The following is a 24,305-nucleotide window of genomic DNA, read 5'->3' on the forward strand; positions in this document are numbered from 1 at the left end:
ACAAGACACAAGAATTGCTTGGGGAGAAATGCTCAGCGCTTAATATTCAACGGTAATATTCAATCTGAACTTACATATCCCTGCTCGCTTTCCGGAACCGTTTCCACCACGGAGATTTTTTTACAATCTCTGCGGTAGCTGTTTTGCTTTTTATTTGTGCGTCTGATACTGCTACCAGTGCCATATTTACAATGCTGTGTACAGAACTACCTAATTGTAAAATATGAACAGGTTTATTTAATCCTAATAATATCGGGCCAACTGCATCAGCAGCTTCCAGTTCCTTCATCAGGTTATAGGCAATATTGCCCGATGCAAGGTTAGGAAATATCAAAGTGTTCACATCTTTGTCTACCAGTTCGCTAAAGGGATAGTTTTCTTTCATCAACTCTTTATTGAAAGCTACGCTGGCCTGCATCTCACCATCAATCAACAAAGTTGGCATTTTAGATTTCACTATTTGTCTTGCCTTTGCCACTAATTGTGCTTCTGGCGAATTACTGCTTCCGAAATTTGAATAACTCAGCATCGCAATCCGTGGAATGATATTAAAGTTCCTTACTTCTTTTGCTGTTAGTAAAGTTATTTCAGCAAGTTCTTCTGCAGTAGGATTGAAGTTTACTGTTGTGTCTGCAAGAAATAACGGGCCTTTTTTTGCAAGCATTAAATACATGCCTGCAATTTTTTGAACACCGGGCTCTGTGCCGATGCAATGCAATGCAGGACGGATCGTATCAGGATAATTTTTTGTAAGACCTGAGATCATTGCATCCGCATCACCGCATTCCACCATCATGCATCCGAAATGGTTTCTGTCACGCATTACTTTTTTAGACTCATAAGCATTGAAACCTCTTCTTCCTCTTTTAGCTAAAAATATTTCTGAATATTTATTTCTTTTTTCTTCTGTTTCTTCGCCTCTCGGGTCGAGTATTGGTAAACCTTCCAGGTCTATTCCGTTGCTTTCAGCAATACGTCTGATCTTCTGTTCTTCACCTAACAGGATAGGGTAGCCAATACCCTCATCAAAAACAATTTGCGCAGCTTTTAAAATTTTTACATTATCAGCTTCTGCAAATACAATTCGTTTGGGATCACGACGGGCTTTGTTACCCAATACTCTCATCACCTGGTTATCCAACCCAAGACGTTTGTTAAGTGTAGTAATATAAGTGTCCCAGTTTTCAATATTAATTCTGGCTACCCCACTTTCCATTGCAGCTTTTGCAACAGCAGGAGCTACGGTTGATAATAATCTTGGGTCAAGTGGTTTTGGAATAATATAATTTGCGCCGAACAGGATGTTCTGTTCGTTGTATGCCATGTTCACAATATCAGGCACAGGAGTTTTTGTGAGATCTGCTAATGCTTTTACTGCTGCAAGTTTCATAGCTTCATTAATAGCAGTGGCACGAACATCCAATGCGCCACGGAAAATATAAGGGAAGCCGAGTACATTATTTACCTGGTTAGGATAATCGCTTCGGCCAGTTGCCATGATAACATCTTTCCTTGCACCTGTTGCATCTTCCCAACTTATTTCAGGATTAGGATTGGCCATTGCAAATACGATCGGGTTCTTAGCCATGCTCTTTACCATTTCCGGAGTTACACAATTACCCGAACTTAAACCGATAAATACATCCGCATCTTTCATCGCCTCTGCCAGCGTCATATCTTTATTTCCAATGGCATATTGTTTTTTTATTTCGTCCAGATCTGTTCTGCCATGATGTAGCACACCTTTGCGGTCCAGCATCAGGAAATTTTCATGCTTTGCGCCCAATGCTTCATAGAGCCGGCTGCAGGAAATAGCAGCAGCACCGGCGCCATTTACTACAATTTTTACTTTATCGATTTTCTTCTTTTGAATTTCCAATGCATTCAGCAATGCAGCAGCAGAAATAATTGCAGTACCATGCTGGTCATCATGCATGACAGGAATATGAAGTAATTTTTTTAATTCCTGTTCAATGTAAAAACATTCAGGTGCTTTGATGTCTTCTAAATTTATTCCACCGAACGTCGGCTCCAATGCTTTTACGATCTGTACAAATTTCACCGGGTCCTTTTCGTTTATCTCAATATCAAACACATCAATGTCGGCAAAGATCTTAAACAATACACCTTTGCCTTCCATTACAGGCTTGCCTGCTTCAGGACCAATATCGCCTAAGCCCAAAACAGCGGTTCCATTGCTTATCACCGCTACTAAATTTCCTTTTGCCGTGTATTTATAAACATTGTCAATATTTGCCGCAATTTCAAGACAAGGCTCAGCTACACCGGGACTGTAGGCAAGCGATAAGTCTCTTTGTGTTTTTGCTTCTTTGGTAGGAACTACTTCAATTTTTCCGGGTCTCCCTTTTGCATGATATTCAAGAGCCTGTTGTTTGCGCAATTCGTTGGACATAGCCTGATTTTATTGTTCGTCTTTCTGCACTTATTCTGAATGGGATGCAATGTACAAAATTATAATTGTCGAGGGATTTTGATGGAAAGTGCCATTATTCTGTACAAATCTAGTGTCTGTTTAATAAAAAAAACCTCTGAGTTTGAACAGCATTTCTAATTGGAAAATTAGCGTTACAAATAAATGACATTGGAGTTGTTAAAAGCTTTTACTACAAGAAATCTGGAAAAATTTTTGCGGAATAGCAGCGTTATTTTTTTTAGATAATCAAAAACTATATAACGTGAAATTAAAACTCTTTGGCTTTGCTGCCTTGGTAAGCATATTAATATCCTGCAAAAAGAATGATACTCCAAATCCTGATCCGCAACAACCTGTAGTAACTGCTGAAATGATCAAAGATTCTACATTGATCTACTCCAGGGATATTTATTTGTGGGACTCTCAAATACCGGCTTCATTTAATGCTCGTTCTTATGCCGGTCCAAATGAAATTATGACAGCTATTCGCAGTTATAGTAATGAACCTGGATTTAGTCAACCTGTCGACCGGTGGAGTTTTGCAATAAAACAAGACGAATGGAATAATGTAAGTTCAGGTGCTGCGTTAGATTTTGGTATGAATGTTTTTTTTAGAGCTGAAGGTGACCTGCGAGTTCGTTACGTAGAAAAGTCATCACCTGCTGGTATGGCAGGTATACGTCGGGGTTGGCAGATAACAAAGATCAATAACAGCACAAATATTTCTACAACCAATGCAAACTTTATTATTGATGCTGTTTATAATAGTCCTGCGAGCAGCTTTACTTTTAAAAAGCCAGATGGTTCTTTGGTGGATATTAGCTTGAATGGCGGAGCCTACAATGACCAGCCCGTCTTTTTTGATTCTGTTTATACTGCTGGGTCAAAAAAAGTAGGTTATTTCGTATTCAATTCTTTTCTTGGTGATACCACGAATATTTACAACAAGTTTCAACATATCTTTGCTCGGTTTGCTGCAGAAAATGTAAATGAAGTAGCAGTTGATCTTCGGTATAATGGTGGAGGCTATGTTTCTATGCAAGAAAAACTAGCGAATTATCTTATCAATGCCGCAGGTAATGGGCAATTAATGATGAAGCAACAATTCAATGATAAATACACTCAATACAACGAAAGCACTTTTTTCCAGAAGAAAGGAACATTGAACTTAGACCGTGTATTTTTTATAGTTAGTAATAGTACAGCTTCTGCAAGTGAATTGCTGATCAATAATCTTAAACCTTATATGCAGGTTGTATTGGTAGGACCAACAAAAACACACGGCAAGCCTGTTGGATTTTTCCCAATACCAATTGGTGACTGGTACATATTCCCGGTTTCTTTCAGGACTGTCAATAAAAATGGAGAAGGCAATTACTTTGATGGCTTTGCTTTAAATAACCAGGTTGCGGATGGACTTGACAAGGATTGGGGCGATATAAATGAATCAGCATTTGCAAGCGTTTTGAGGTATATCAGCTCGGGGGCATTCAGATTACAGCAAACAGAAGTGTATGTTCCAGACCAGAAAGTATTAGCCGGTAATAAAATATTAGATCAGCCTTTCTTTAAAGGAGCAGTTGATGTAATGCGAAAGTTTTAAAGGGCCAATAAATATGAAGAATTCATAAAAGCCCGGTAATCCGGGCTTTTATTTTAATTTGAAATTGCTTTTTGTTTTCTTGCACATTTACAATCAATTCTCTTTTCTTTTTTTGTTGTAATTGTCGATGTGCTATCAATAACATTCTTTTTATTGATCAAACCTGCATCTGCTTTTGCGGCATTTTCAATTGTCTTAGGATCTTTTTTTAGTTGATTCATTTTTTCTTTAGTGTTTTGACAGAAAGAGTTGCCTGAGACAAAAGCCAGAAGAGTACATGAAAGAAAATATTTTGTCATAGCTTTTATTTATATGACGAAAACTTTATACCATCAGTTATTTTGAATTGTTAAGATTAAATAAAAAGACAGAAAGCTTAGAGTTTAGCACTGCAACCGACCCATGCCATAAAACCCATTCCTGTTTCAATTGCGTCTTCATCAATATTAAAAGTAGGAGTATGCACACCTGAGGTAATTCCTTTTTCTTTATTCATTACACCTACACGATAAAAACAGGCAGGAATTTGTTGTGCATAATAACCGAAATCTTCGGCACCCATACGCAATTCTGTTTCTTCCACATTTGCAGTACCAATAAATTCTTTTGCAGCATTTTTAGCAACCTCATGCAGCTGTTCATTATTATAAACAGTCGGGTAGCCTTTATCAATTAATAAATCAATTTCACCGCCCATGCTTTTTACTAACTCAGTTGCATTTCTTGTGATTAGTTCGTGTGCTTTTGCCCGCCAGTTTTCATCCATTGCACGGAATGTACCTTTCAGTTTTACTTCATTCGGTATCACATTGGTTGTTGTTCCCCCCTGGAAAGAAGTAATGGAAAGAACAGAAGGATTAAATGGATTTGAATTTCTACTTATCACCTGTTGCAAACTAATGATAAGATGAGATGCAATAAGTATCGGGTCAATACACATATGTGGAGATGCAGCATGACCACCTTTACCTTTTACAGTAATATAAATTTCATCTGCACTGGCCATTACTTTACCACTGCGAAAACTCATTTTACCCAATTGCAAACCCGGATGTACATGCATAGCGAAGATGGCAGAGGGCTTTGGGTTTTCCAGTACACCATCACGTATCATATAACTGGCGCCACCCGGATTTTTTTCTTCACCGGGTTGAAAGATCAGTTTAACTGTTCCTTCCCAATCATTTTTTGTTTCACTTAAGATCTTTGCAGCACCCAACAAGCAGGTTGTATGCACATCATGCCCGCATGCATGCATGATGCCATCTTTGGTTGATTTATACGGAACATCATTTTCTTCTTTGATCGGCAATGCATCCATATCGGCACGCAAAGCAATAATTCTGCTTTCCGGATTCTTTCCTTTAATCAGTCCAACTACTCCTGTAGTTGCAATTACTTCAAACGGAATTCCGAATGAAGCCAGTTTGCTTTGCACAAATTTTGAAGTTTCAAATTCCTGGTAACTCAATTCAGGGTTTGCATGTAAATGGTGGCGTACCTCAATAAATTCTGAACTATATTTTTTGGCGAGTTGTTTGATCCTGTCTAACATGCTGCAAAAGTAAAAAACCATTCGCCAACTGGCGAATGGTTTTTTAGGTAGTTTATTGAACCTTATATTCTTCCAGATTCTCTTTTTCTGGTTTGTTTTCAATAATATCATTCATGATATATACACCGGAAGGAAAGTAATATTTCATTTTTTTCTGGTAATCCTCAGCTTCTTTACGGTCTTTAAAATTACCCACTTTCAGTTTGTAGTACGGCGATTGATAAAGCAGGTAAGCTTTTAGTTCAGGGAAATTTGTATATACTTTAGCCTTAGCCGCTATTGCATCATCTCTTTTCGTGGTATTAATTACCAGCAATCGAAAACCTTTGCCTGTCTTACGGGAATCCCTGGTGGTTTCTTCATTGATCTGAGCCTGCTTTTTCACCAGCAGATCGATCCGGGGATCCTTACGTACAATAATTGAATTGCTGTCAACAACGTCCTGCCCGTTGGATTTATAAACTATAAAAATCAGGAAAGCGAAGAAGATCTTTTTCATATGCTTTTACAAAACAAAAATTTGGCCAAACCTGTAACTTAATATCCACCTCCGGCGCCGGCAATGTTTTCCACCGGGTGCCAGGTAGTTTTTATTTCCTGTGTATCCATGATGAAGTAAGGTGATTGCCCTTCCTCTGTATTCCATTTAATTTTATCATAAAAGAAGATCCGCTTCAGGTTCATAGCACTTTTCTCTTTTATCATTTGCTGAACAGAAGAATCATTTTCACAATAAATGGTTGCATTTACATCCATATGAGTAACGAACCATTCGGCCAGTTCTTTTACTTTTCCTGTTAAAATATTTACAACGCCACCCGGTAAGTCTGAGGAGTTGAGTACTTCAGCAAATGTAACAGAGCAAAGTGGTTTTGTTTCTGATGCTAATACTATACAGGTATTACCGCCGGCGATGACAGGGGCAATTACAGAAACTAATCCCAATAATGAATCGCTTTGCGGAGCAATTATTGAAACAACACCAGTAGGTTCTGGCACAGAAAAATTAAAATGCGAAGAAGCAACAGGATTTACAGCACTAAATAATTGCTGGAACTTATCACACCAGCCGGAATAATAGATCAGTCGGTCAATGGCAAGATTGACTTCCTTTTCTGCTTTACCTTTTGTGCTATCCTGCTGCATTAGTTCATCAATGAACTGTGCTTTTCTTCCTTCCAGCATTTCAGCCATACGGTAAAGTATCTGTGAACGATTAAATGCTGCCCTTCCGCTCCAGCTACTTACAGCGCCTCTCGCCACCACGGCGGCGTCACGAAAATCTTTTCTTGAACTCAGACATATATTAGCTAATTTTTTCCCAGTCGCATTTGTTGGAACATAATAACGTCCTGATTCAGTTCTTGGGAACTGCCCACCGATATAAATCTTGTAAGTTTTTAAAACTTCAAGACGTTTTGAATTGGTTTTCTTTTCTAATCCATTCTCACTAATGGTGAGTGAAGATTTTTTCATTGTTTGTCTTTCCATATTCTAACTCCCCTTTAGGGGATGGGGGTTTAATTAACAAGATTTAAATAAGGTAATAAACCATGTAAGCCGCCTTCTCTTCCAAAACCACTTTCTTTATAACCACCAAATGGAGAAGAAGGATCGAACTTATTAAATGTATTTGCCCAAACCACACCGGCCCGCATTCTTTTTGTCATATTGAAAATCTTTGAACCCTTATCTGTCCAAACGCCGGCACTCAACCCATAGGGGGAGTTATTTGCTTTTTCAATTACTTCATCATCTGTTCTGAAAGTAAGAATTGATAATACAGGCCCGAAAATTTCTTCCTGTGCAATGCGGTTGCTTTGTGCAACATTTGTAAACATCGTTGGTTTGCACCAATAACCTTTACCGGGCAACGAACAACTGCTTTGATACATTTCAGCGCCTTCGTCTTTTCCTATTTTTAAATATTTATGAATTGTTTCTAATTGCTGGCGAGAATTGATAGCGCCGATGTCGGTGTTCTTATCCAATGGATCGCCAACAATCAAAGATTCAAGCCTGTCTTTTAGTTTTCTTATTACTTGCTTAGCAACGGATTCCTGCACATACAATCTTGAGCCTGCACAGCACACATGGCCCTGGTTAAAGAAAATTCCGTTGATAACACCTTCCACTGCCTGGTCAAGTGGTGCGTCTTCAAAAATTATATTGGCAGCTTTACCACCCAGTTCCAGTGTTGCTTTTTTATTAGTACCTGCAATGGCACGCTGAATTATTTTTCCAACATCTGTAGAACCAGTGAATGCAATTTTATTGATGTCAGGATGATTGACAATTGCAGCACCCGTTGCGCCGGCGCCTGTAATAATATTTACAACACCTGGCGGCAGATCAGCTTCCTGGATTATTTCAGCAAGCTTTAATGCAGTCAGTGAGGTAGTTTCAGCGGGTTTTAATACAACTGTGTTTCCAGTTGCAATAGCTGGCGCAATTTTCCATGCAGCCATTAGCAATGGAAAATTCCAGGGAATGATCTGCCCGGCAACACCCAATGGCTCTGTTGTACGATTGGGAAATGCATATTCTAATTTATCAGCCCATCCTGCATAATAAAAGAAATGATTGGCAGCAGTAGGCACATCAAAATCGCGGCTTTCACGAATGGGTTTACCGCCATCCAGTGATTCGATGATGCAAAGCTCTCTTGCTTTTTCCTGTATAATTCTTGCTATGCGGAAAATATATTTTGCTCTTTCTTTTGCCGGCATTTTCTTCCACACTTTTTCATAAGCCCTGCGTGCAGCTTTTACAGCAGTATCCACATCAGCAGCATTTGCATCTGCTATTTCACTCAGCTTTTCTTCAGTAGCAGGATTGATCGTATCAAAATATTTTCCGTTGGAAGGCTTTGCCCATTCGCCATTAATATACAAATCATATTGCTTATTAATAGTAGCAGCACTTTTACTTTCTGGTGCAGGAGCATATTGCCAGCTTGTATCAAACTTGAGTTTGATAGTATTGTTTTTCTTTTTTGGAATTGCTTTTGGCATTATTAAGAGTTAACAAGTAATCAATATCATTTTCTAATCAACCGAAAAATAATTTGCAGCCTGGTACACACCTGTTTTTTCTTTCAGTATCTGCATCAATACATCATTTGCTAAACTGCTGGCACCAAAACGGAACCATTCATTCGTTAACCAATCTTCCCCTAATGTTTCTTTTACCATTACTAAATAATGTAAGGCCAGTTTTGATTTTGAAATACCACCGGCAGGTTTCATGCCGATCAGCTTACCGGTTTCATAATAAAAATCACGAATGGCTTCCAGCATTACCAATGTTACTGGCATTGTTGCTGCAGGAGAAATTTTTCCTGTTGATGTTTTTATAAAATCAGCACCGGCATACATCGCTATATCGCTTGCCCGTCTTACTTTATCAAATGTGCCGAGCTCACCGGTTTCTAAAATTACTTTCAGTCTTGCATCGCCACAGGCTTCTTTGATAGCTGCTATTTCATCAAATACAAAATTATATTCACCGGCATGAAATTTACCCCGGCTAATGACCATATCTATTTCATCAGCACCGTTTGCGACAGCATATTTTGTATCACGGATCTTTACATCGCTTGGCGCCTGACCACTGGGAAATGCTGTAGCAACTGAAGCAACATTTACACCTGAATCACCCAGTGCTTTTTTGGCCACTTTTACCATACTTGGGTAAACGCAAATAGCTGCTACTGTTGGCAGGTCCGGGTAGGAATCGTGTAAATGCATTGCTTTGTAGCAAAGCTGTTTTACTTTTCCATCGGTATCTTTTCCTTCCAGGGTAGTGAGATCGATCATATTCAGCACCAGCTTCAATCCATTTAGTTTTGTTTCTTTCTTGATGCTTCGTTTTGTAAACCTGGAAGCCCTTTCTTCTACACCAACCTGGTCGATGCGGGGTGAGAGAGTAAACTCGGGCAATCGTAATGAGGTCTTGGCAATAGCCATAATCAATTTTTATAGAAAATCAAAGGTAACCAAACTTTGTTGTAAAGGATAGCGACGGATTTTGCGTCTAAAAAATCCGTTTATCATTTTAAAATCAGGGATTAGCCGGATTGCCTTAAATTCGAAGTCCTTTTTAAAAACAACATGCAATGAGAAAACTAAAATTAGCTTTTGGGCTGAGTTGTGGTTTGGTGCTAAGTACAGTGCTTACGGCGCAACCAACTTTTCCCGAGAATGGTGTGGCTGACCCCCGCCATGGTCATTATGCATTTACAAATGCAACAATTGTAAAAGACGGAACCACTACATTATCCAATGCCACATTGATAATTAAAGATGGTAAAATTATTTCTGTCGCTTCAGGCGGATCGGTACCCGCTGGCGCAGTAGAGGTGGATTGTAAAGGGAAATACATTTACCCATCATTCATCGACATTTATTCAGATTACGGAACACCACAACGTCAACAGGGTGCTGGCGGTGGAGGATTTAATTTTAACCAGGCACCACAGATTGAAACTGCGGCAAAAGGACCTTATGGATGGAACCAGGCCATCAAATCTGATGTGGATGTTTATAAAGTGTTTGGTGTAAGTGATGCAACTGCAAAACCATTGCGTGAAGCTGGTTTTGGTACAGTACTTACCCATGTAAAAGATGGTGTGGCAAGGGGCACAGGTGCGGTGGTAACACTCGCCACTGAAAAAGAGAACCTTGTTATAGTAAAAGAAAAAGCATCTGCTCATTATTCATTTAGCAAAGGCACGTCTACACAGGCTTATCCCAGTTCTAAGATGGGATATATAGCCCTTATGCGTCAAACCTATCTCGATGCAGCATGGTATAAAACAAAACCTTATATGGAAGGTTTTAATCTTACCCTGCAATCATGGAATGATAACCAGAATTTACCACAGATATTTGAAGCCAATGATAAATGGGATGATCTGCGTGCTGACAGGATCGGTGATGAATTCGGCGTGCAATACATTATTAAAGCAGGCCAAAATGAATATCAGCGTATCAAGGAAATGAAAGCCACGAATGCAACTTTCATTCTGCCTTTGAACTATCCACAGGCAATGGATGTGGAAGATCCTAACGATGCACGGTTTGTTTCTTTAGAAGATATGAAACAATGGGAACTGGCGCCTACAAATGCTGCGGCATTTGAAAAGGCAGGAATTCCTTTTTGTTTGACCACATCAGACCTGAGAAGTACAGCAACTTTCTGGGCCAATCTTCGCAAAGCAATGGAGTATGGTTTGAGTGAAACAAAAGCAATGGAAGCTTTGACAAAAACACCTGCAATGACCCTGGGTGTGTACGACAAAGTTGGAAGCCTTGATGCGGGTAAACTTGCAAATTTTCTTGTCACAAACGGCCCCATCTTCAGCGAGAAAACAAATATCCTTTACAACTATGTGCAGGGGATCAAATACAATGTAAAAGATGATATCAATATTGCAGGTACCTATAATATTACGATCAACACACCTGCTGGCGAAGAGAAGTATACACTGGATGTAAAGAGTGCAAGTTCTCTCAGCATGTTTGCAAAAGATACATTGAACACACGATTCAGTTTTGACGGCAAACAAGTAAAACTTGCTTATGCACCAAAACCTGTAAGACAAAGACCTGCTGCACAACCCGGCGATACAACAAGAAGACCCAGTGGTGGCGGTGGATTTCCCGGTGGTGGAAGATTTGGCGGCGGTGGTGAAGCCACATTGCCTGCATCAGCAACAAGACTAAGCGGTATCAGCAATGGTACTGAATGGAATGGTACAGGTGTTGATTCATTAAATAATACTTTAACCTGGACTGCTGTATTTGTAAAAGCTGCAGAAGTAAAAGTTGATAGTGCGGTTAAAAAACCAATTCCTTCTGTTGGCAAAGTAACTTATCCATTCCTTCCTTATGGTTGGGATGAAACAAGTCAACCCAAACAAGAAACGATCCTGATAAAGAACGCAACGGTATGGACAATGGAAAAAGAAGGTGTTTTGGAAAATACTGATGTACTTCTGAAAAATGGAAAAGTTGCAGCTGTTGGAAAAAATCTGAATGAAGCTGGTGCAAGAGTGATTGATGGTACAGGTAAACATGTTTCTCCGGGTATCATTGATGAACACTCTCATATTGCTGCTGCATCTATCAATGAAGGTGCACAATCAGTAACATCCGAGGTTCGCATTGCTGATAATATTAACCCTGATGATATAAATATCTATCGCCAGTTGAGCGGCGGTGTTACTTCATCACATATCCTCCATGGTTCTGCAAATGTTATTGGAGGGCAAACACAATTATTGAAACTACGCTGGGGTGCAAATGATGATGATATGAAATTCAAAGGATGGACAGGACAAATAAAATTTGCATTGGGTGAGAACGTGAAGCGTTCCAATTTCAACATACCCGGTGGTAATAACCGTTACCCGGATACAAGAATGGGAGTAGAGCAGGTATTGATCGATGCATTTACCCGTGCAAAGGATTACCAGAAAGAATGGAAAGGATATAATGCTGAAAAGGACAAATTGGCCAAAGAGAAAAAACCGTTGACGGGTTTAAATGCTCCACGTCGTGACCTGGAACTTGAAGCATTAGTTGAGGTACTTGAAAACAAAAGATATATCACTTGCCACTCTTATGTGCAAAGTGAAATAACAGGTTCAATGGAAGTGGCTGATAAAATGGGTTATCACTACAACACGTTCACACATATTCTTGAAGGATATAAAGTAGCTGATAAAATGAAAGCACATGGTGCATTTGCTTCTACATTTTCAGATTGGTGGGCTTATAAAATGGAAGTGGAAGATGCAATCCCTTATAATGCTGCCATTATGCACAAAGTGGGTTTGGTAGTTGCAATCAATTCTGATGATGCGGAAATGGCGAGACGCTTGAACCAGGAAGCTGCTAAGACTATCAAGTATGGTGGTTTATCCGAAATTGAAGCATTGGAACTGGTAACTCTCAACCCGGCAAAAATGCTGCATGTAGAGGATAAAGTGGGAAGCCTGAAAATTGGCAAAGATGCGGATGTGGTTGTGTGGAGTGATAATCCACTGAGCATTTATGCAAAATCATTGTACACGATTGTTGATGGTACAGTTTATTTTGACAGGGCAAAAGATGAACAACTGCAGAAAGAAGTTGATTTAGAAAGAGCAAGATTGGTCAAAAAACTGACAGGAGAAAAAAGAGGTGGAGCACCAACTATACCTGCTGTACCTTCTTATCAAATTATGCATACTTGCAGCGACCACGGTCATAGTCATGGATTGCTCGTAATCGATACAGAAGAATGAGATAACAATTAAAAACTTTATAATGAAAAAGATATTTTTTCTTTTAACCGTAATTACAATTGGCATGAAGGTTTTTTCGCAAGCCAATGTATTACCAGCACCAGCACAGAAAGGTGTTATGTATATTAAAAATGCAACCATTCATGTGGGCAACGGAACTGTAATTGAGAACGGCATCATCCAGGTGAAGGATGGTAAAATTGAAAAAGTAGGAAAGGACATCGCAATACCTGCATCAGGTGCAGAAGTTATTGACGTAAAGGGTAAACATGTTTATCCAGGTCTTATATTGCCATCAAGCGATTTAGGTTTGGTAGAGATAAGCGCTGTAAAAGCATCCAGCGATGTTCGTGAAATTGGTGATATGAACCCTAATGTACGTTCTATCGTTGCTTATAATACTGATTCAAAAGTTATCAATACACTTCGTTCGAATGGTGTATTGGCTGCGAATATTATTCCGCAAGGAAGTTTTTTAGCCGGTTCATCATCTGTAGTGCAACTGGATGCATGGACATGGACAGATGCTTCTATGAAAACAGATGAAGGCATGCACTTATTTATGCCTTCTTTAATGCCACGTCCCAGCTTCGGCAGATTTGGTGGCGGTGGACCGGGTGGTCCGAATGCAAGCGGTGGAACACCACCTGATCCGGTAAAAGAAGGACTGGAGCAAATAGAAAAACTGAAAGCATTTTTCCGGGAGGCAAAAGCTTATAATGCTGCAACCACACATGATGAAACAAATATTAAATACGAGGCGGTAAAAAACTTGTTTAATAAAACTCAGAAATTTTATGTGCATGGCAATACAGTAAAACAAATGCTGGTTGCATTGGACTTTGTAAAAGAGTTTGGCTTTGATGTGGTGATCGTAGGTGGCAGTGAAAGCTGGCAGATACCTGATTTACTAAAGCAACATAATGTTTCTGTCATTCTTCAGCAGATGCACAGCCTGCCCACTACAACAGATGATGCAGTTGACCAGCCTTATAAATCAGCATTGGCTTTGCAAAAAGCAGGTGTGTTGTTTGCAATATCTGATGACGACCCACAGACCCGCGGCCGTAACCTTCCTTTTAATGCAGGTACTGCTGTTGCTTATGGCTTAACAAAGGAAGAAGCGTTAGCTGCTATCTCATTAAATGCAGCAAAAATTATGGGAGTAGGAGATAAAACAGGAAGCATTGAAGCAGGAAAAGAAGCAAACTTTATTGTTAGCTCTGGTGATATATTGGATATGAGCAAAAACAATGTAACTGACGCCTTCATCCAGGGACGTAAAATAAACCTTGATGACAAGCAAAAACAATTGAACGAACGCTATGAACAGAAATATGATTTGAAAAAAGCACCTAAGCCTTTTTGATAAATTTTGGTTTTGATAGCAACCGGGTAGCGAAATGTTACCCGGTTTTTTTTATCATAAAAAAATCCCATCCGCTTTAAACAGATGGGATAAATAAGCAAGTAATTCGGGTTTTATGGGAATATGCCCAGTTCGGCATAGCTTGTTGCTACTTTATTAATAGCAACTACATACGCGGCTGTACGCATATCAGGAATTTTTGGATTGCTTTTCCAGCATCTCATTATTTCATGTGTAGCATTGATCATTGTTTCTTCCAGTCCACTGTACACCAAATCGACCTCATCAGCGCCATGTAAAATAAAATCTCTTTCTCTTTCATCTGCTGTTTTACCAGTCAGTCCTTCTATCTGCCCGAGAATATGTGCATTCATATTTTCTGTAAAACGTTTTTCCATTCTTCCGTAACGTACATGACTCAGGTTTTTCAGCCACTCAAAATAACTCACCGTTACACCGCCAGCATTCAGATACATATCTGGTACTACCAGTACATTTTTCTTGATGAATATTTCATCGGCCTCAGGAGTCAATGGGCCATTGGCACCTTCACCAATTATTTTCGCTTTAATGCGGGGTGCATTGTCACCATCAATTACATTTTCCAATGCAGCAGGTATTAAAATATCGCAATCCATTTCTATTGCTTCGTTGCTGCTGTCGACATGGGTGCCTCCCGGAAAGTTTCTTACACTGCCTGTTTTCTTTTTATGCTGAAACAGTTCTTCTTCATTCAACCCATTTTCGTTGAAAGCAGCTCCATCATGTTCAGCTATACAAATAACTTTTGCACCACCTTCACGGAAAAATTTTGCAGCATGATAGCCCACATTACCTAAGCCCTGAACGATTACACGTTTACCTTCAACTCCTGTACTCAATCCTAATTTACTCATTACATCTTCCATCTTACATACTTCGCGAATACCATAGAACACACCGAGGCCTGTAGCTTCACGTCGGCCACGAACACCACCTTGTGTAATTGGTTTACCAGTTACGCAACCTGCCGCATCGATCTCGCCGGGCCGCATAGATGTATAAGTATCGAGTATCCACGCCATTTCTCTTTCACCGGTTCCGTAATCAGGTGCAGGCACATCGGTGCCGGGCCCGATAAAATTTTTCTTGATCAGTTCTGCAGTATAACGACGTGTGATTTTTTCAAGTTCATATGGCGTATATTTTTTCGGATCGATGCTGATACCACCTTTTGCACCACCGAATGGAACATCTACAATTGCACATTTAAAAGTCATCAGTGCAGCAAGTGCCATTACTTCATCGAGGTTTACCGAAGTTGAAAAACGGATACCGCCTTTGCAGGGAGATTTGTGATGACTGTGTTGAACACGATAAGCTTTTATTACTTGTATGCTATCACCGATTTTCACAGGGAAATTCATCCGGTAAACAGCATTGCATTGTTTTATTTGTTCCAGGGTGCCTGCATCCCATTTGGTAAATTGTGCGGCTTTATCGAAACTTTTTTCGACTGCGCCAAAGAAACTGTAATTAGACATGCTTTTGAATTTTATATTTATTTTTTCTGAACCAGCGGCATCGTCACTACTTGAATGCAGTGCGTCCGCCGCGGCGGATCAACAATTGAATTTCTATTGAGCTATCAAAAACTAAGGTTTGTTATTCCATTAATGAAAAAAATAAAACCCATCATAGGTTTATTTTTCTTTTTCCAACTTGCTTATTTTTTTATCCAGTCTTACTATGTATAGAACCAACCCGATCAAAATCGTTAGTATCACGGCTATCACTACATAGATCCTTCCGTTACTTCGCATCATATCATTTGCCGGAGAACCTTGTGCATTCAGTAATGTGCTAAAACTCATCAACAGTAACATAGCCAGAAAATATCTTAGTCTTTTCATGATAACATCGTTTTATCTTTCAGTAAAGCAACTCTTATTTTTAAAGTAGCGATCCAAACACCCAATAAAGTCCATCCGATCACAGCAGGATAAAATACCATTCGCATTGATCCGTCAATATCATTTTTCACATCCAGGGCTGGGTTGCCATCTTGTCCCGGGTGCAGGCTCGGTAATATTCTTGGAATGATCCAGATAGATGGGAACAGCATTGCATAAGCAAATATGTTATACACTGAGCTGATCCTGGCTCGTTTGTCCATATCCTGTATGGAATCACGCAAAATCATATAAGCAAAATAAACAAGCAAGGCGATAGCGGCGCCGATTAGTTTAGGTTCTCTTGCAATTGTACTAAAAGAGGCAGTAGCAGGATTATTCGGGTCTGCCCATGTATAGCTCATCCAGATGGCGCCTGTAGCATAACCTAATATCCCAAGTACAATACCAACAGCTACATACTGCCTTGCATAAATATCATATTTAAGATTGAAGGTGCGCAGGTAGCGTATAGCATTTACAACCGAAATTGTAAAGAGGATCATCATTGCAAACCACATACATACATGAAAATAAAGGTTGCGGATCGTTTCATCGAGTGCAGGTAGTTGGGGCACTTTAAAAAGGAGGCCGCCAACAACTGTATAAACCAGTAAGACTACTGCTGTAATTTTCCACCAGGATTTATACATATAGTTTTTTTGTTCGGTCATTGGACGAAGCCCAATGAAGGGCAGCAACGAATAAAGTGGGGCAAAAATAAGGGGAAATCGGGGAATAGGAATTGGGATATTTAGATATTATGATATTAAGAAATTGATTTAATAAGGAAGTTATTTAAATTGGCTAAATCACCCAATATCCTAATATCAGCTACATCAGTCTTTCCACAGAAACGGGAATAAAATAACAGCCAGGACTATAACCAGTATATCAAGTGCTACAAGCAGAAGTATTGTTGTAAACGGTATTACCATCAAAGGCACAAAAGCCGATTTTGATAATTGCATCAGCAAAATCAGTTGTGGAATGATAAGCGGAAAGCCGAGCACAGCCATGATCGCAGCATTCTGTTGTGCCCTTGCAGCGATCGCTGCCAAAAAACTAAAAACAAGACTGAGGCTCCATCCGCCGAGTAAGACCAGCCCGATAAAAGGCAGCGTTTTTTCCAATGGATTACCAAGAAACAATGTAAACAATAACAAACTCAGCATACTCATTAGCAGCATGAGCAGGGAATTGAATAACAGCTTTGATATCACAAAATGAACAGGGCTGCTAATAGAATAGAAGTATAACATCCGGCCCTTGCTTTCCTGCAGAAAACTTTTTGCTACTGCATTTATACAAATGAATAACTGGATAACCCAGAATAACCCGTTCCATACTTTCGCTTCGGGTTCGTTCACTGCATTAAATAAAACAAAGATAGTAGCACTGATATACAACAGTATTCCGTAGAAACTGTATTGCTGCCGAACTTCAAGCAACAGATCTTTTTTAAATAAGGTAAGTACCTGGCGCAAATTGTAAATGATGAGTTATGCGAAAGTAATATTTGTAAATAATAACATTCATGATTAAGTAAACCAATATCCTGGTAACTACTCCACCTTCATATTATAGCATTGTCTGCACCGCGGTTCATACACGTCTTTAGCACCGAGCATTACCTGGTCATCATTGGGCACTTTACGATAGCTATAGTTAGCTATATTTCCGCATTTCACACAGATCGCATGTAATTTGGTCACATAGTCAGCTTTGGCCATCAGGCTGGGCATTTGTCCAAACGGGTTGCCGAGATAATCCATATCAAGACCAGCAACAATAACACGAATGCCACGGTAGGCAAGTTCGTCGCAAACATTAGCGATCTCATTGTCAAAAAACTGGGCCTCATCCACACCTATTACATCTACATCCTGCGCCAGTAATAGTATTTTTTGTGAGTTATCAATTGGCGTGGATTGTATAGCATTTTCATCATGCGACACGATCTTTATTGCATCGTATCGCACATCAATACCGGGTTTGAATATCTCGACTTTCAGGTTAGCGATTTTTACCCGCTTCAGCCGGCGTATAAGTTCTTCTGTTTTACCGCTAAACATACTTCCGCAAATCACTTCTATCCATCCGCGGCGTTCAGGTCTGAAATTAGGTTCAATAAACATTGTTAAGAATTGATATCATCAAAACCAGTTTGCATATATTGGCAAACTGTTTGTAATTTTAAAAGCCGTTTTAAATATTTTAACGGGTTTCAAATGTAGCATAATGGAGCGAATTGATTCTTTAATAAATAAATTAAAAGAACAGGCAGAACAAAATGCCACACCTGACCAGATGCTCATCACTATTCAGATCCTTTCGGCTGAGCTTCAATCGATGCAATCAGGAAAAGAGCAAATGCTGGGTACGCCTAAAGTAGCTGTTATGCTCCCCCGTACAACACCGGTTATTACCATGCCATCCGAACATGAAAGATATTTTCCTAAACCTGTGCAGGATAAACCGTTAGTGCATGAAGTAAAAGAAACAATATTGGTTGATAACGGGGCGATTTCCAAATTGCAGAAAAACGGTCAGCTTGATATGGTATTTGATCCGATGACTGAAATACCGACTTTGTCACACCAGCCAAAAGAAAAGGAGATAAATGATTCGATGTTGAATGGGCCTGAATCGCTGAATGATAAATTGAAATATGGGAAAACAGAGCTTATGCAAATTCTGAAGGAAACTCCTGTTAGAGATTTGAGAAAGGCAGTTGGTATCAACGACCGGTTTCTTTTTATCAATGAATTATTCAGGGGAGATGAAAACATGTATGAACGCTGCATTAAAACGATCAACAGTTTTAATATCTATCCTGAGGCTGAATACTGGATCAATCGTGAATTAAAAGTAAAACTGGGCTGGAATGATGACAGCGAAACTGCTGCACATTTCTATCAATTGGTTAAAAGGCGATTTACCTGAATATAGTTGAGTATCTTTTTTACTGCCCCGGCATTTTCCCTTATATATTTAAATGAAGCTTCACATGAATGATGGTATTTATTTTTATCCAGCACTAATTCATTAATTACCTTATTTAATTCATCAGCATTTTTTATTACACTACCGCCACCGGTTTTTACCAGTTCAACCGCTTCTATGTATTTTGAAATATAGGGACCCATTAAAACAGGTTTGCCATATACTGCTGCTTCGGTTACATTATGTACACCGGTTGGTTTGTAGCCGCCACCGACAAATGTGATATGTGCATAGTGATAAAGTCTTGCAAGCATGCCTACATTGTCGATTATGAGTTGAGTTGCCGGTTGTGACCCGATAGCTATCGGGTTGTCAGTTGTGAGATGAGAGTAGTTGATGGACCCGGGAAATAATTTTTTTATTTCTGCTAAATGATTTTCTGTTATTTCATGCGGGGCAATGATCAACATTATATCATTGCTGTTTAAAGTTTCTGTAACTGTAGAAAGTATTATTTCATCTTCCGGCCAGGTACTGCCTGCTACTAAAACTTTTTTTCCTTTACAAAAATGCTCAATATTTTCAATAGGTTTAAAATTGTCGGCAATTTCAATCACTCTATCGAACCGTGTATCACCAGCGACTGAATAATTTTTCTCGGCCCCCAGTTCATCCAGCATCTGTTTTGAACTTTCATTTTGTAAAAAAATATGATTGAAACGTGAAAGCATTTTAAGCTGCAATCCGCCAAACCATTTAAATGATCTCATATCTTTTCTGAAAATAGCAGAAACCAATATGAAGGGAATCTCCCGGTACTTTATTTTTTTCAAATAGTAATACCAGAATTCATATTTCACAAAAATCACCAACGAAGGATGAACGATCTCAAGAAACTGCCTGGCATTACTGGCACCATCCATTGGCAAATAAAAAACCCAATCGGCGCCTTTATAGTTCTTCTGCACTTCATACCCTGAAGGGGAAAAGAAAGTAAGCAAAATCTTGTGTCCGGTACCTTGTTCCTTTAATTTTTCTAATACGGGTCTTCCTTGTTCAAACTCACCTAACGAAGCGCAATGCATCCAGATTATTTTCTCATCTTTTGGAATAGCAGCTTCCAGGTTTTCAAAAATATCTTTCCGCCCACTTACCCATTTTTTTGCCTTAGGATTAAATAGCGAGGCGATATGAGTACCGGCCCGGAACAGCAGTAAGAAAATATTGTAGAGAAAAACAAACAATAGGGGTGTATTTAGATATCCGGCAAAAGTAAAAGCAAACGTCTAAACTACCTGTATTTTACTATTTTTGCCCGCCCGAACGTACCAATTTAGGAAATGATGCGTATTAATGATTCGGTACGGGCAGGCGGCACTTTAAATTACAACCCATTCCAATGCGACCGATCCAGATGGTAGATACAAAAACCCAGTACCAGAAAATTAAATCTGAAGTGGATAGGGCTGTATTAGATGTAATCGAAAGCTCGGCTTTTATTAATGGTAAACCTGTTCATGAATTTGCAGCGGCGCTTTCTGCTTATGTTGGTGTAAAACATACAATACCCTGCGCTAACGGAACCGATGCCTTGCAGATTGCAATGATGGCTCTCGGTTTGCAACCCGGCGATGAAGTTATCACTCCTTCCTTTACTTATATTGCTACAACAGAAGTGATCGCTTTATTGAGGCTTACACCGGTTTTTGTTGAGGTAGATAAAAAATCATTCTGTGTAGAAGCAGCCTCTATCCGCAAAGCAATCACACCAAAAACAAAAGCAATTGTACCGGTTCATCTATACGGACAGTCTTCACCAATGGAAGAAATAATGGCAATTGCAAAAGAATTTAATTTATTTGTGATAGAAGACACTGCCCAGGCCATCGGCAGTGAATATATTTTTAAAGATGGAACTAAAAAGAAAACCGGTTCAATTGGTCATGTAGGCGCTACTTCATTTTATCCTTCTAAAAATTTAGGTGGTTTTGGTGATGGTGGGGCCTTGTTCACTAACGACGATGAACTAGCTGCTAAAATGAAAATGATTGCTAATCACGGGCAGAGCAAACAGTATTACCATGACGTGGTTGGTTGCAACAGCCGGCTCGATTCCATCCAGGCAGCTGTATTGAATATTAAATTGAAACACCTCGATGAATATGCTGATGAAAGAAGAAAGGCAGCTGATTTCTACGACAAGGCTTTTGCTGGCAATGAAAAAATAATTACTCCTTTCAGGGCTGCCTATTCAAAGCATGTGTTTCACCAATACACCATTGTGCTGAATGTAAAAGAGAATGCAAGTGATTTTAGAAACGGATTGAAAGAGTATTTGGCAAAACATTCAATTCCTGCCATGATCTATTACCCGGTAGCGGGACATCAGCAAAAAATGTTTGAGACATTTGCAAAGCAGGATATCTCTTTGCCGATTACTGATTGGCTAACAGAAAGAGTAATTTCGTTGCCAATGCATACAGAGCTGGATCATGAACAACTCGGCTTTATTACATCAAAAATTTTAGATTACATTAATCAATAAAATTCAAACCTGAAATGAAGATCGCAGTTGTAGGAACAGGATATGTCGGGTTGGTTAGCGGCACATGCCTTGCTGAAACCGGTAACACTATTACCTGCATTGATGTAGATGAAAAAAAAGTAGATAAACTAAATGCAGGGGAGATCACAATTTTTGAAAGAGGGCTGGAAGGATTATACCTGCGCAACAGGCGGGAAGGTCGACTAAAATTTACTACAAGTTTAGAAGAAGGAATTCAAGGGGCTCAGCTAATCATGCTTGCTTTACCTACTCCACCGGGAGAAGATGGCTCTGCAGATTTAACTTATATATTGAAAGTAGCTGAAGATCTGGGAAAACTGATCAGCTCATATCATGTTATTGTAAACAAAAGTACTGTGCCGGTAGGTACAGCCGAAAAAGTGAAAGCTGCTATTGCAAAAAATTATAAAGGAGAATTTGATGTGATCAGCAACCCTGAATTTTTAAGAGAAGGGCTGGCAGTGGAAGATTTTATGCGGCCAGACAGGATTGTGATCGGCACTCAATCTGAACGGGCAAAAAAACTGATGACTGAACTTTATGAGCCTTTTGTTCGTAAAGGAAATCCTGTTTTTTTTATGGATGAACGAACTGCCGAACTAACTAAATATGCTGCTAATACTTTTCTGGCAACAAAAATTACATTCATGAACGAGATTGCCCAATTATGTGAAAGAGTTGGGGCAGACGTTGATCTAATAAGAAGAGCAATGGGAGCCGATGACAGGATTGGTCAACGATTTTTGTTTCCCGGTATAGGTTTTGGTGGTAGTTGTTTTCCGAAAGATGTAAAAGCGTTGATACATTCTGCCGGTGAAGCAGGTTATCCTTTTAAAATACTAAAAGCTGTAACGGAAGTAAACAACCTTCAGCGGGTTGCATTGGTGTCGAGAATAAAAAAATATTTCAATAATAACCTTGCAGGAAAGAAGCTGGCAATATGGGGATTATCCTTTAAACCCAATACAGATGATTTTCGTGAAGCACCGGCAAAATATATGATCGAGGAACTTTTACAGGCAGGCGCCGCCATAGCTGCCTTTGATCCGGAAGCAATGAATAATGCAAAGCTTGAATTTAAAGACAGAATTGAATATGGTAGCAGCCAATATGAAGTGCTGATGGGTTGTGATGCATTGATCATTGCAACTGAGTGGGGAGAGTTCCGTTCACCGGACTTTGAAAGGATTGGAAGTTTATTAAAATCGAAAACAATTTTTGATGGCCGCAATATGTATAGTACCGGGAAAATGAATGAACTCGGATTTTATTATGAATGTATTGGCAGGCCTGTCGTTACCCTTAAAAAATAAAGACTAAATGTATCAGGAACTGGTTGACGGAAAATCTAAACTGGCAGTGATTGGACTTGGCTATGTAGGCCTTCCAATCGCTTTGGAATTTGCAAAGAAAATCTCGGTTATAGGATTTGATATAAGTGAAAAGCGAATTGAGATGATGCGTAATAGTATCGACCCTAGTAATGAACTGGAAAAACAGGCATTTGAAGGTTGTGATATTACATTTACTACTTCCCTTGATTTGTTACGTGAAGCGAAGTTTTTTATTGTCGCTGTACCCACTCCTGTCGATGAGCATAATGTTCCTGACTTAACACCGGTAAAAAAAGCATCTGAGACAGTTGGTAAAGTAGTAAAGAAAGGAGATTATGTTGTTTTTGAGTCAACAGTTTATCCGGGTTGTACGGAAGAAGATTGTTTGCCCATCATTGAAAAATTATCCGGGTTAAAAAATATTACTGATTTTAAGTTGGGTTATTCTCCTGAAAGAATTAATCCGGGAGATAAAAATCATACGCTTTCGTCTATAATAAAAGTGGTATCCGGTTGTGATGCAACATCGCTTGAAGACATTGCAAAGACATATGAGCTTGTAGTGAAAGCCGGTGTGCACCGGGCTTCTTCAATTAAAGTAGCGGAGGCAGCAAAAATCATTGAGAACACTCAACGGGATTTGAATATTGCTTTAATGAATGAACTATCTATCATTTTTAATATGATGGGCATAAACACCTATGAAGTTTTAGAAGCTGCCGGAACAAAATGGAATTTCCTGAAATTTCAACCGGGACTCGTAGGCGGACATTGTATCGGCGTGGATCCTTATTATCTTACTTATAAAGCAAATGAACTGGGGTATGATGCTGAAGTGATATTAGCCGGAAGAAACATTAATGATAATATGGCTAAGTATGTTGCAAAAACCATCGTACAGCATCTTATTAAAAATACAGACGATGTAAAGAAGGCAAAAGTGCTGGTAAAGGGAGCAACTTTTAAAGAAAATGTAAGTGATATCCGTAATTCCAAAGTAGCGGATGTTGTAAAGGCGCTGGAGTCATATTATGTAAACGTAGAAGTGGAAGACCCGTATGCAGATTCAGATGAATTGAAACATGAATATGGTTTTGGATTGGTAGACAAAGTTTCAACTGATTATGATGCAGTGATTATAACAGTTCCCCATAATGATTACAAGGAACTGGGTGACGATTATTTTGCTTCTATTACAAAACCACATGCAATGATTGCTGACCTCAAAGGAATTTACCGTAATAAAATTTCAAACCGACAATACTGGAGTTTATAA

General features: G+C 39.3%; 19 protein-coding genes. 7 read left to right on the forward strand and 12 right to left on the reverse strand.

Features of this window, described 5'->3' with window-relative positions; genetic code table 11:
* Nucleotides 1–70: 70 nt before the first annotated feature.
* On the reverse strand, nt 71–2,413 hold the full coding sequence (locus E6H07_09930; protein ID TMI66197.1) for an NADP-dependent malic enzyme: 2,343 nt from the start codon (nt 2,411–2,413) through the stop codon (nt 71–73).
* 283 nt (nt 2,414–2,696) lie between these two features.
* Between E6H07_09930 and E6H07_09935 the strand changes: the two genes are divergently transcribed.
* The gene (locus tag E6H07_09935; protein ID TMI66198.1) at nt 2,697–4,037 is read left to right on the forward strand and encodes a hypothetical protein; all 1,341 of its coding nucleotides are present in this window, start codon (nt 2,697–2,699) and stop codon (nt 4,035–4,037) included.
* Between the two features lie 376 nt (nt 4,038–4,413).
* Here the strand turns inward: E6H07_09935 and E6H07_09940 are convergent, their stop codons facing one another.
* From E6H07_09940 to deoC, 5 genes are read right to left on the reverse strand one after another with little or no spacing between them, the layout of a single operon-like run.
* The gene (locus E6H07_09940; GenBank protein ID TMI66199.1) at nt 4,414–5,592 is read right to left on the reverse strand and encodes an amidohydrolase; all 1,179 of its coding nucleotides are present in this window, start codon (nt 5,590–5,592) and stop codon (nt 4,414–4,416) included.
* Nucleotides 5,593–5,644: 52 nt separating this feature from the next.
* Nucleotides 5,645–6,091: an SPOR domain-containing protein gene (locus E6H07_09945; protein TMI66200.1), complete on the reverse strand. Its 447-nt coding sequence runs from the start codon at nt 6,089–6,091 to the stop codon at nt 5,645–5,647.
* 38 nt (nt 6,092–6,129) lie between these two features.
* Nucleotides 6,130–7,068, reverse strand: a complete 939-nt coding sequence (locus E6H07_09950) for an aldehyde dehydrogenase (GenBank protein ID TMI66518.1) — start codon at nt 7,066–7,068, stop codon at nt 6,130–6,132.
* 44 nt (nt 7,069–7,112) lie between these two features.
* Nucleotides 7,113–8,606, reverse strand: a complete 1,494-nt coding sequence (locus E6H07_09955; GenBank protein ID TMI66201.1) for an aldehyde dehydrogenase family protein — start codon at nt 8,604–8,606, stop codon at nt 7,113–7,115.
* A 33-nt stretch (nt 8,607–8,639) separates the two neighbouring features.
* Complete coding sequence (deoC, locus tag E6H07_09960; protein TMI66202.1) at nt 8,640–9,560, reverse strand: deoxyribose-phosphate aldolase; 921 nt, start codon at nt 9,558–9,560, stop codon at nt 8,640–8,642.
* A 149-nt stretch (nt 9,561–9,709) separates the two neighbouring features.
* Between deoC and E6H07_09965 the strand changes: the two genes are divergently transcribed.
* Both E6H07_09965 and E6H07_09970 read left to right on the forward strand, forming a co-directional pair.
* Nucleotides 9,710–12,883: an amidohydrolase gene (locus E6H07_09965; GenBank protein ID TMI66203.1), complete on the forward strand. Its 3,174-nt coding sequence runs from the start codon at nt 9,710–9,712 to the stop codon at nt 12,881–12,883.
* 22 nt (nt 12,884–12,905) lie between these two features.
* Complete coding sequence (locus E6H07_09970) at nt 12,906–14,252, forward strand: amidohydrolase (GenBank protein ID TMI66204.1); 1,347 nt, start codon at nt 12,906–12,908, stop codon at nt 14,250–14,252.
* A 113-nt stretch (nt 14,253–14,365) separates the two neighbouring features.
* On the opposite strand, the gene E6H07_09975 is transcribed toward E6H07_09970, so the two are convergent.
* The 5 genes from E6H07_09975 to E6H07_09995 all read right to left on the reverse strand — a co-directional run bounded on the left by E6H07_09975 (nt 14,366) and on the right by E6H07_09995 (nt 18,321).
* The gene (locus tag E6H07_09975; protein ID TMI66205.1) at nt 14,366–15,775 is read right to left on the reverse strand and encodes a Glu/Leu/Phe/Val dehydrogenase; all 1,410 of its coding nucleotides are present in this window, start codon (nt 15,773–15,775) and stop codon (nt 14,366–14,368) included.
* A 159-nt stretch (nt 15,776–15,934) separates the two neighbouring features.
* On the reverse strand, nt 15,935–16,144 hold the full coding sequence (locus tag E6H07_09980; protein TMI66206.1) for a CcmD family protein: 210 nt from the start codon (nt 16,142–16,144) through the stop codon (nt 15,935–15,937).
* Nucleotides 16,141–16,836 carry an ABC transporter permease gene (locus E6H07_09985; GenBank protein TMI66207.1) on the reverse strand — a complete coding sequence of 232 codons (696 nt, stop codon included), beginning with the start codon at nt 16,834–16,836 and terminating at the stop codon, nt 16,141–16,143. Before E6H07_09985 ends, E6H07_09980 begins: the two co-directional genes overlap by 4 nt.
* Nucleotides 16,837–17,022: 186 nt before the next feature.
* Nucleotides 17,023–17,670, reverse strand: coding sequence for a cytochrome C biogenesis protein (locus tag E6H07_09990; protein TMI66208.1), 648 nt, complete (start codon nt 17,668–17,670; stop codon nt 17,023–17,025).
* 78 nt (nt 17,671–17,748) lie between these two features.
* Nucleotides 17,749–18,321: a thymidine kinase gene (locus tag E6H07_09995; GenBank protein ID TMI66209.1), complete on the reverse strand. Its 573-nt coding sequence runs from the start codon at nt 18,319–18,321 to the stop codon at nt 17,749–17,751.
* A gap of 103 nt (nt 18,322–18,424) precedes the next feature.
* Between E6H07_09995 and E6H07_10000 the strand changes: the two genes are divergently transcribed.
* The gene (locus E6H07_10000) at nt 18,425–19,129 is read left to right on the forward strand and encodes a hypothetical protein (GenBank protein ID TMI66210.1); all 705 of its coding nucleotides are present in this window, start codon (nt 18,425–18,427) and stop codon (nt 19,127–19,129) included.
* Here the strand turns inward: E6H07_10000 and E6H07_10005 are convergent.
* On the reverse strand, nt 19,102–20,373 hold the full coding sequence (locus tag E6H07_10005) for a 3-deoxy-D-manno-octulosonic acid transferase (GenBank protein TMI66211.1): 1,272 nt from the start codon (nt 20,371–20,373) through the stop codon (nt 19,102–19,104). The genes E6H07_10000 and E6H07_10005 overlap by 28 nt on opposite strands.
* Before the next feature lie 155 nt (nt 20,374–20,528).
* On the opposite strand from E6H07_10005, the gene E6H07_10010 reads away from it, so the two are divergent.
* From E6H07_10010 to E6H07_10020, 3 genes are read left to right on the forward strand one after another with little or no spacing between them, the layout of a single operon-like run.
* Entirely contained in the window at nt 20,529–21,674 is a 1,146-nt protein-coding gene (locus tag E6H07_10010) for a DegT/DnrJ/EryC1/StrS family aminotransferase (GenBank protein ID TMI66212.1), read from the forward strand.
* A 14-nt stretch (nt 21,675–21,688) separates the two neighbouring features.
* A complete protein-coding gene (locus E6H07_10015; GenBank protein TMI66213.1) occupies nt 21,689–23,008 on the forward strand; it encodes a UDP-glucose/GDP-mannose dehydrogenase family protein in 1,320 nt (439 codons plus the stop codon).
* Between the two features lie 7 nt (nt 23,009–23,015).
* Nucleotides 23,016–24,305, forward strand: a complete 1,290-nt coding sequence (locus E6H07_10020) for a nucleotide sugar dehydrogenase (protein TMI66214.1) — start codon at nt 23,016–23,018, stop codon at nt 24,303–24,305.

Source organism: Bacteroidota bacterium, from assembly GCA_005882315.1.
Taxonomy (GTDB): domain Bacteria; phylum Bacteroidota; class Bacteroidia; order Chitinophagales; family Chitinophagaceae; genus VBAR01.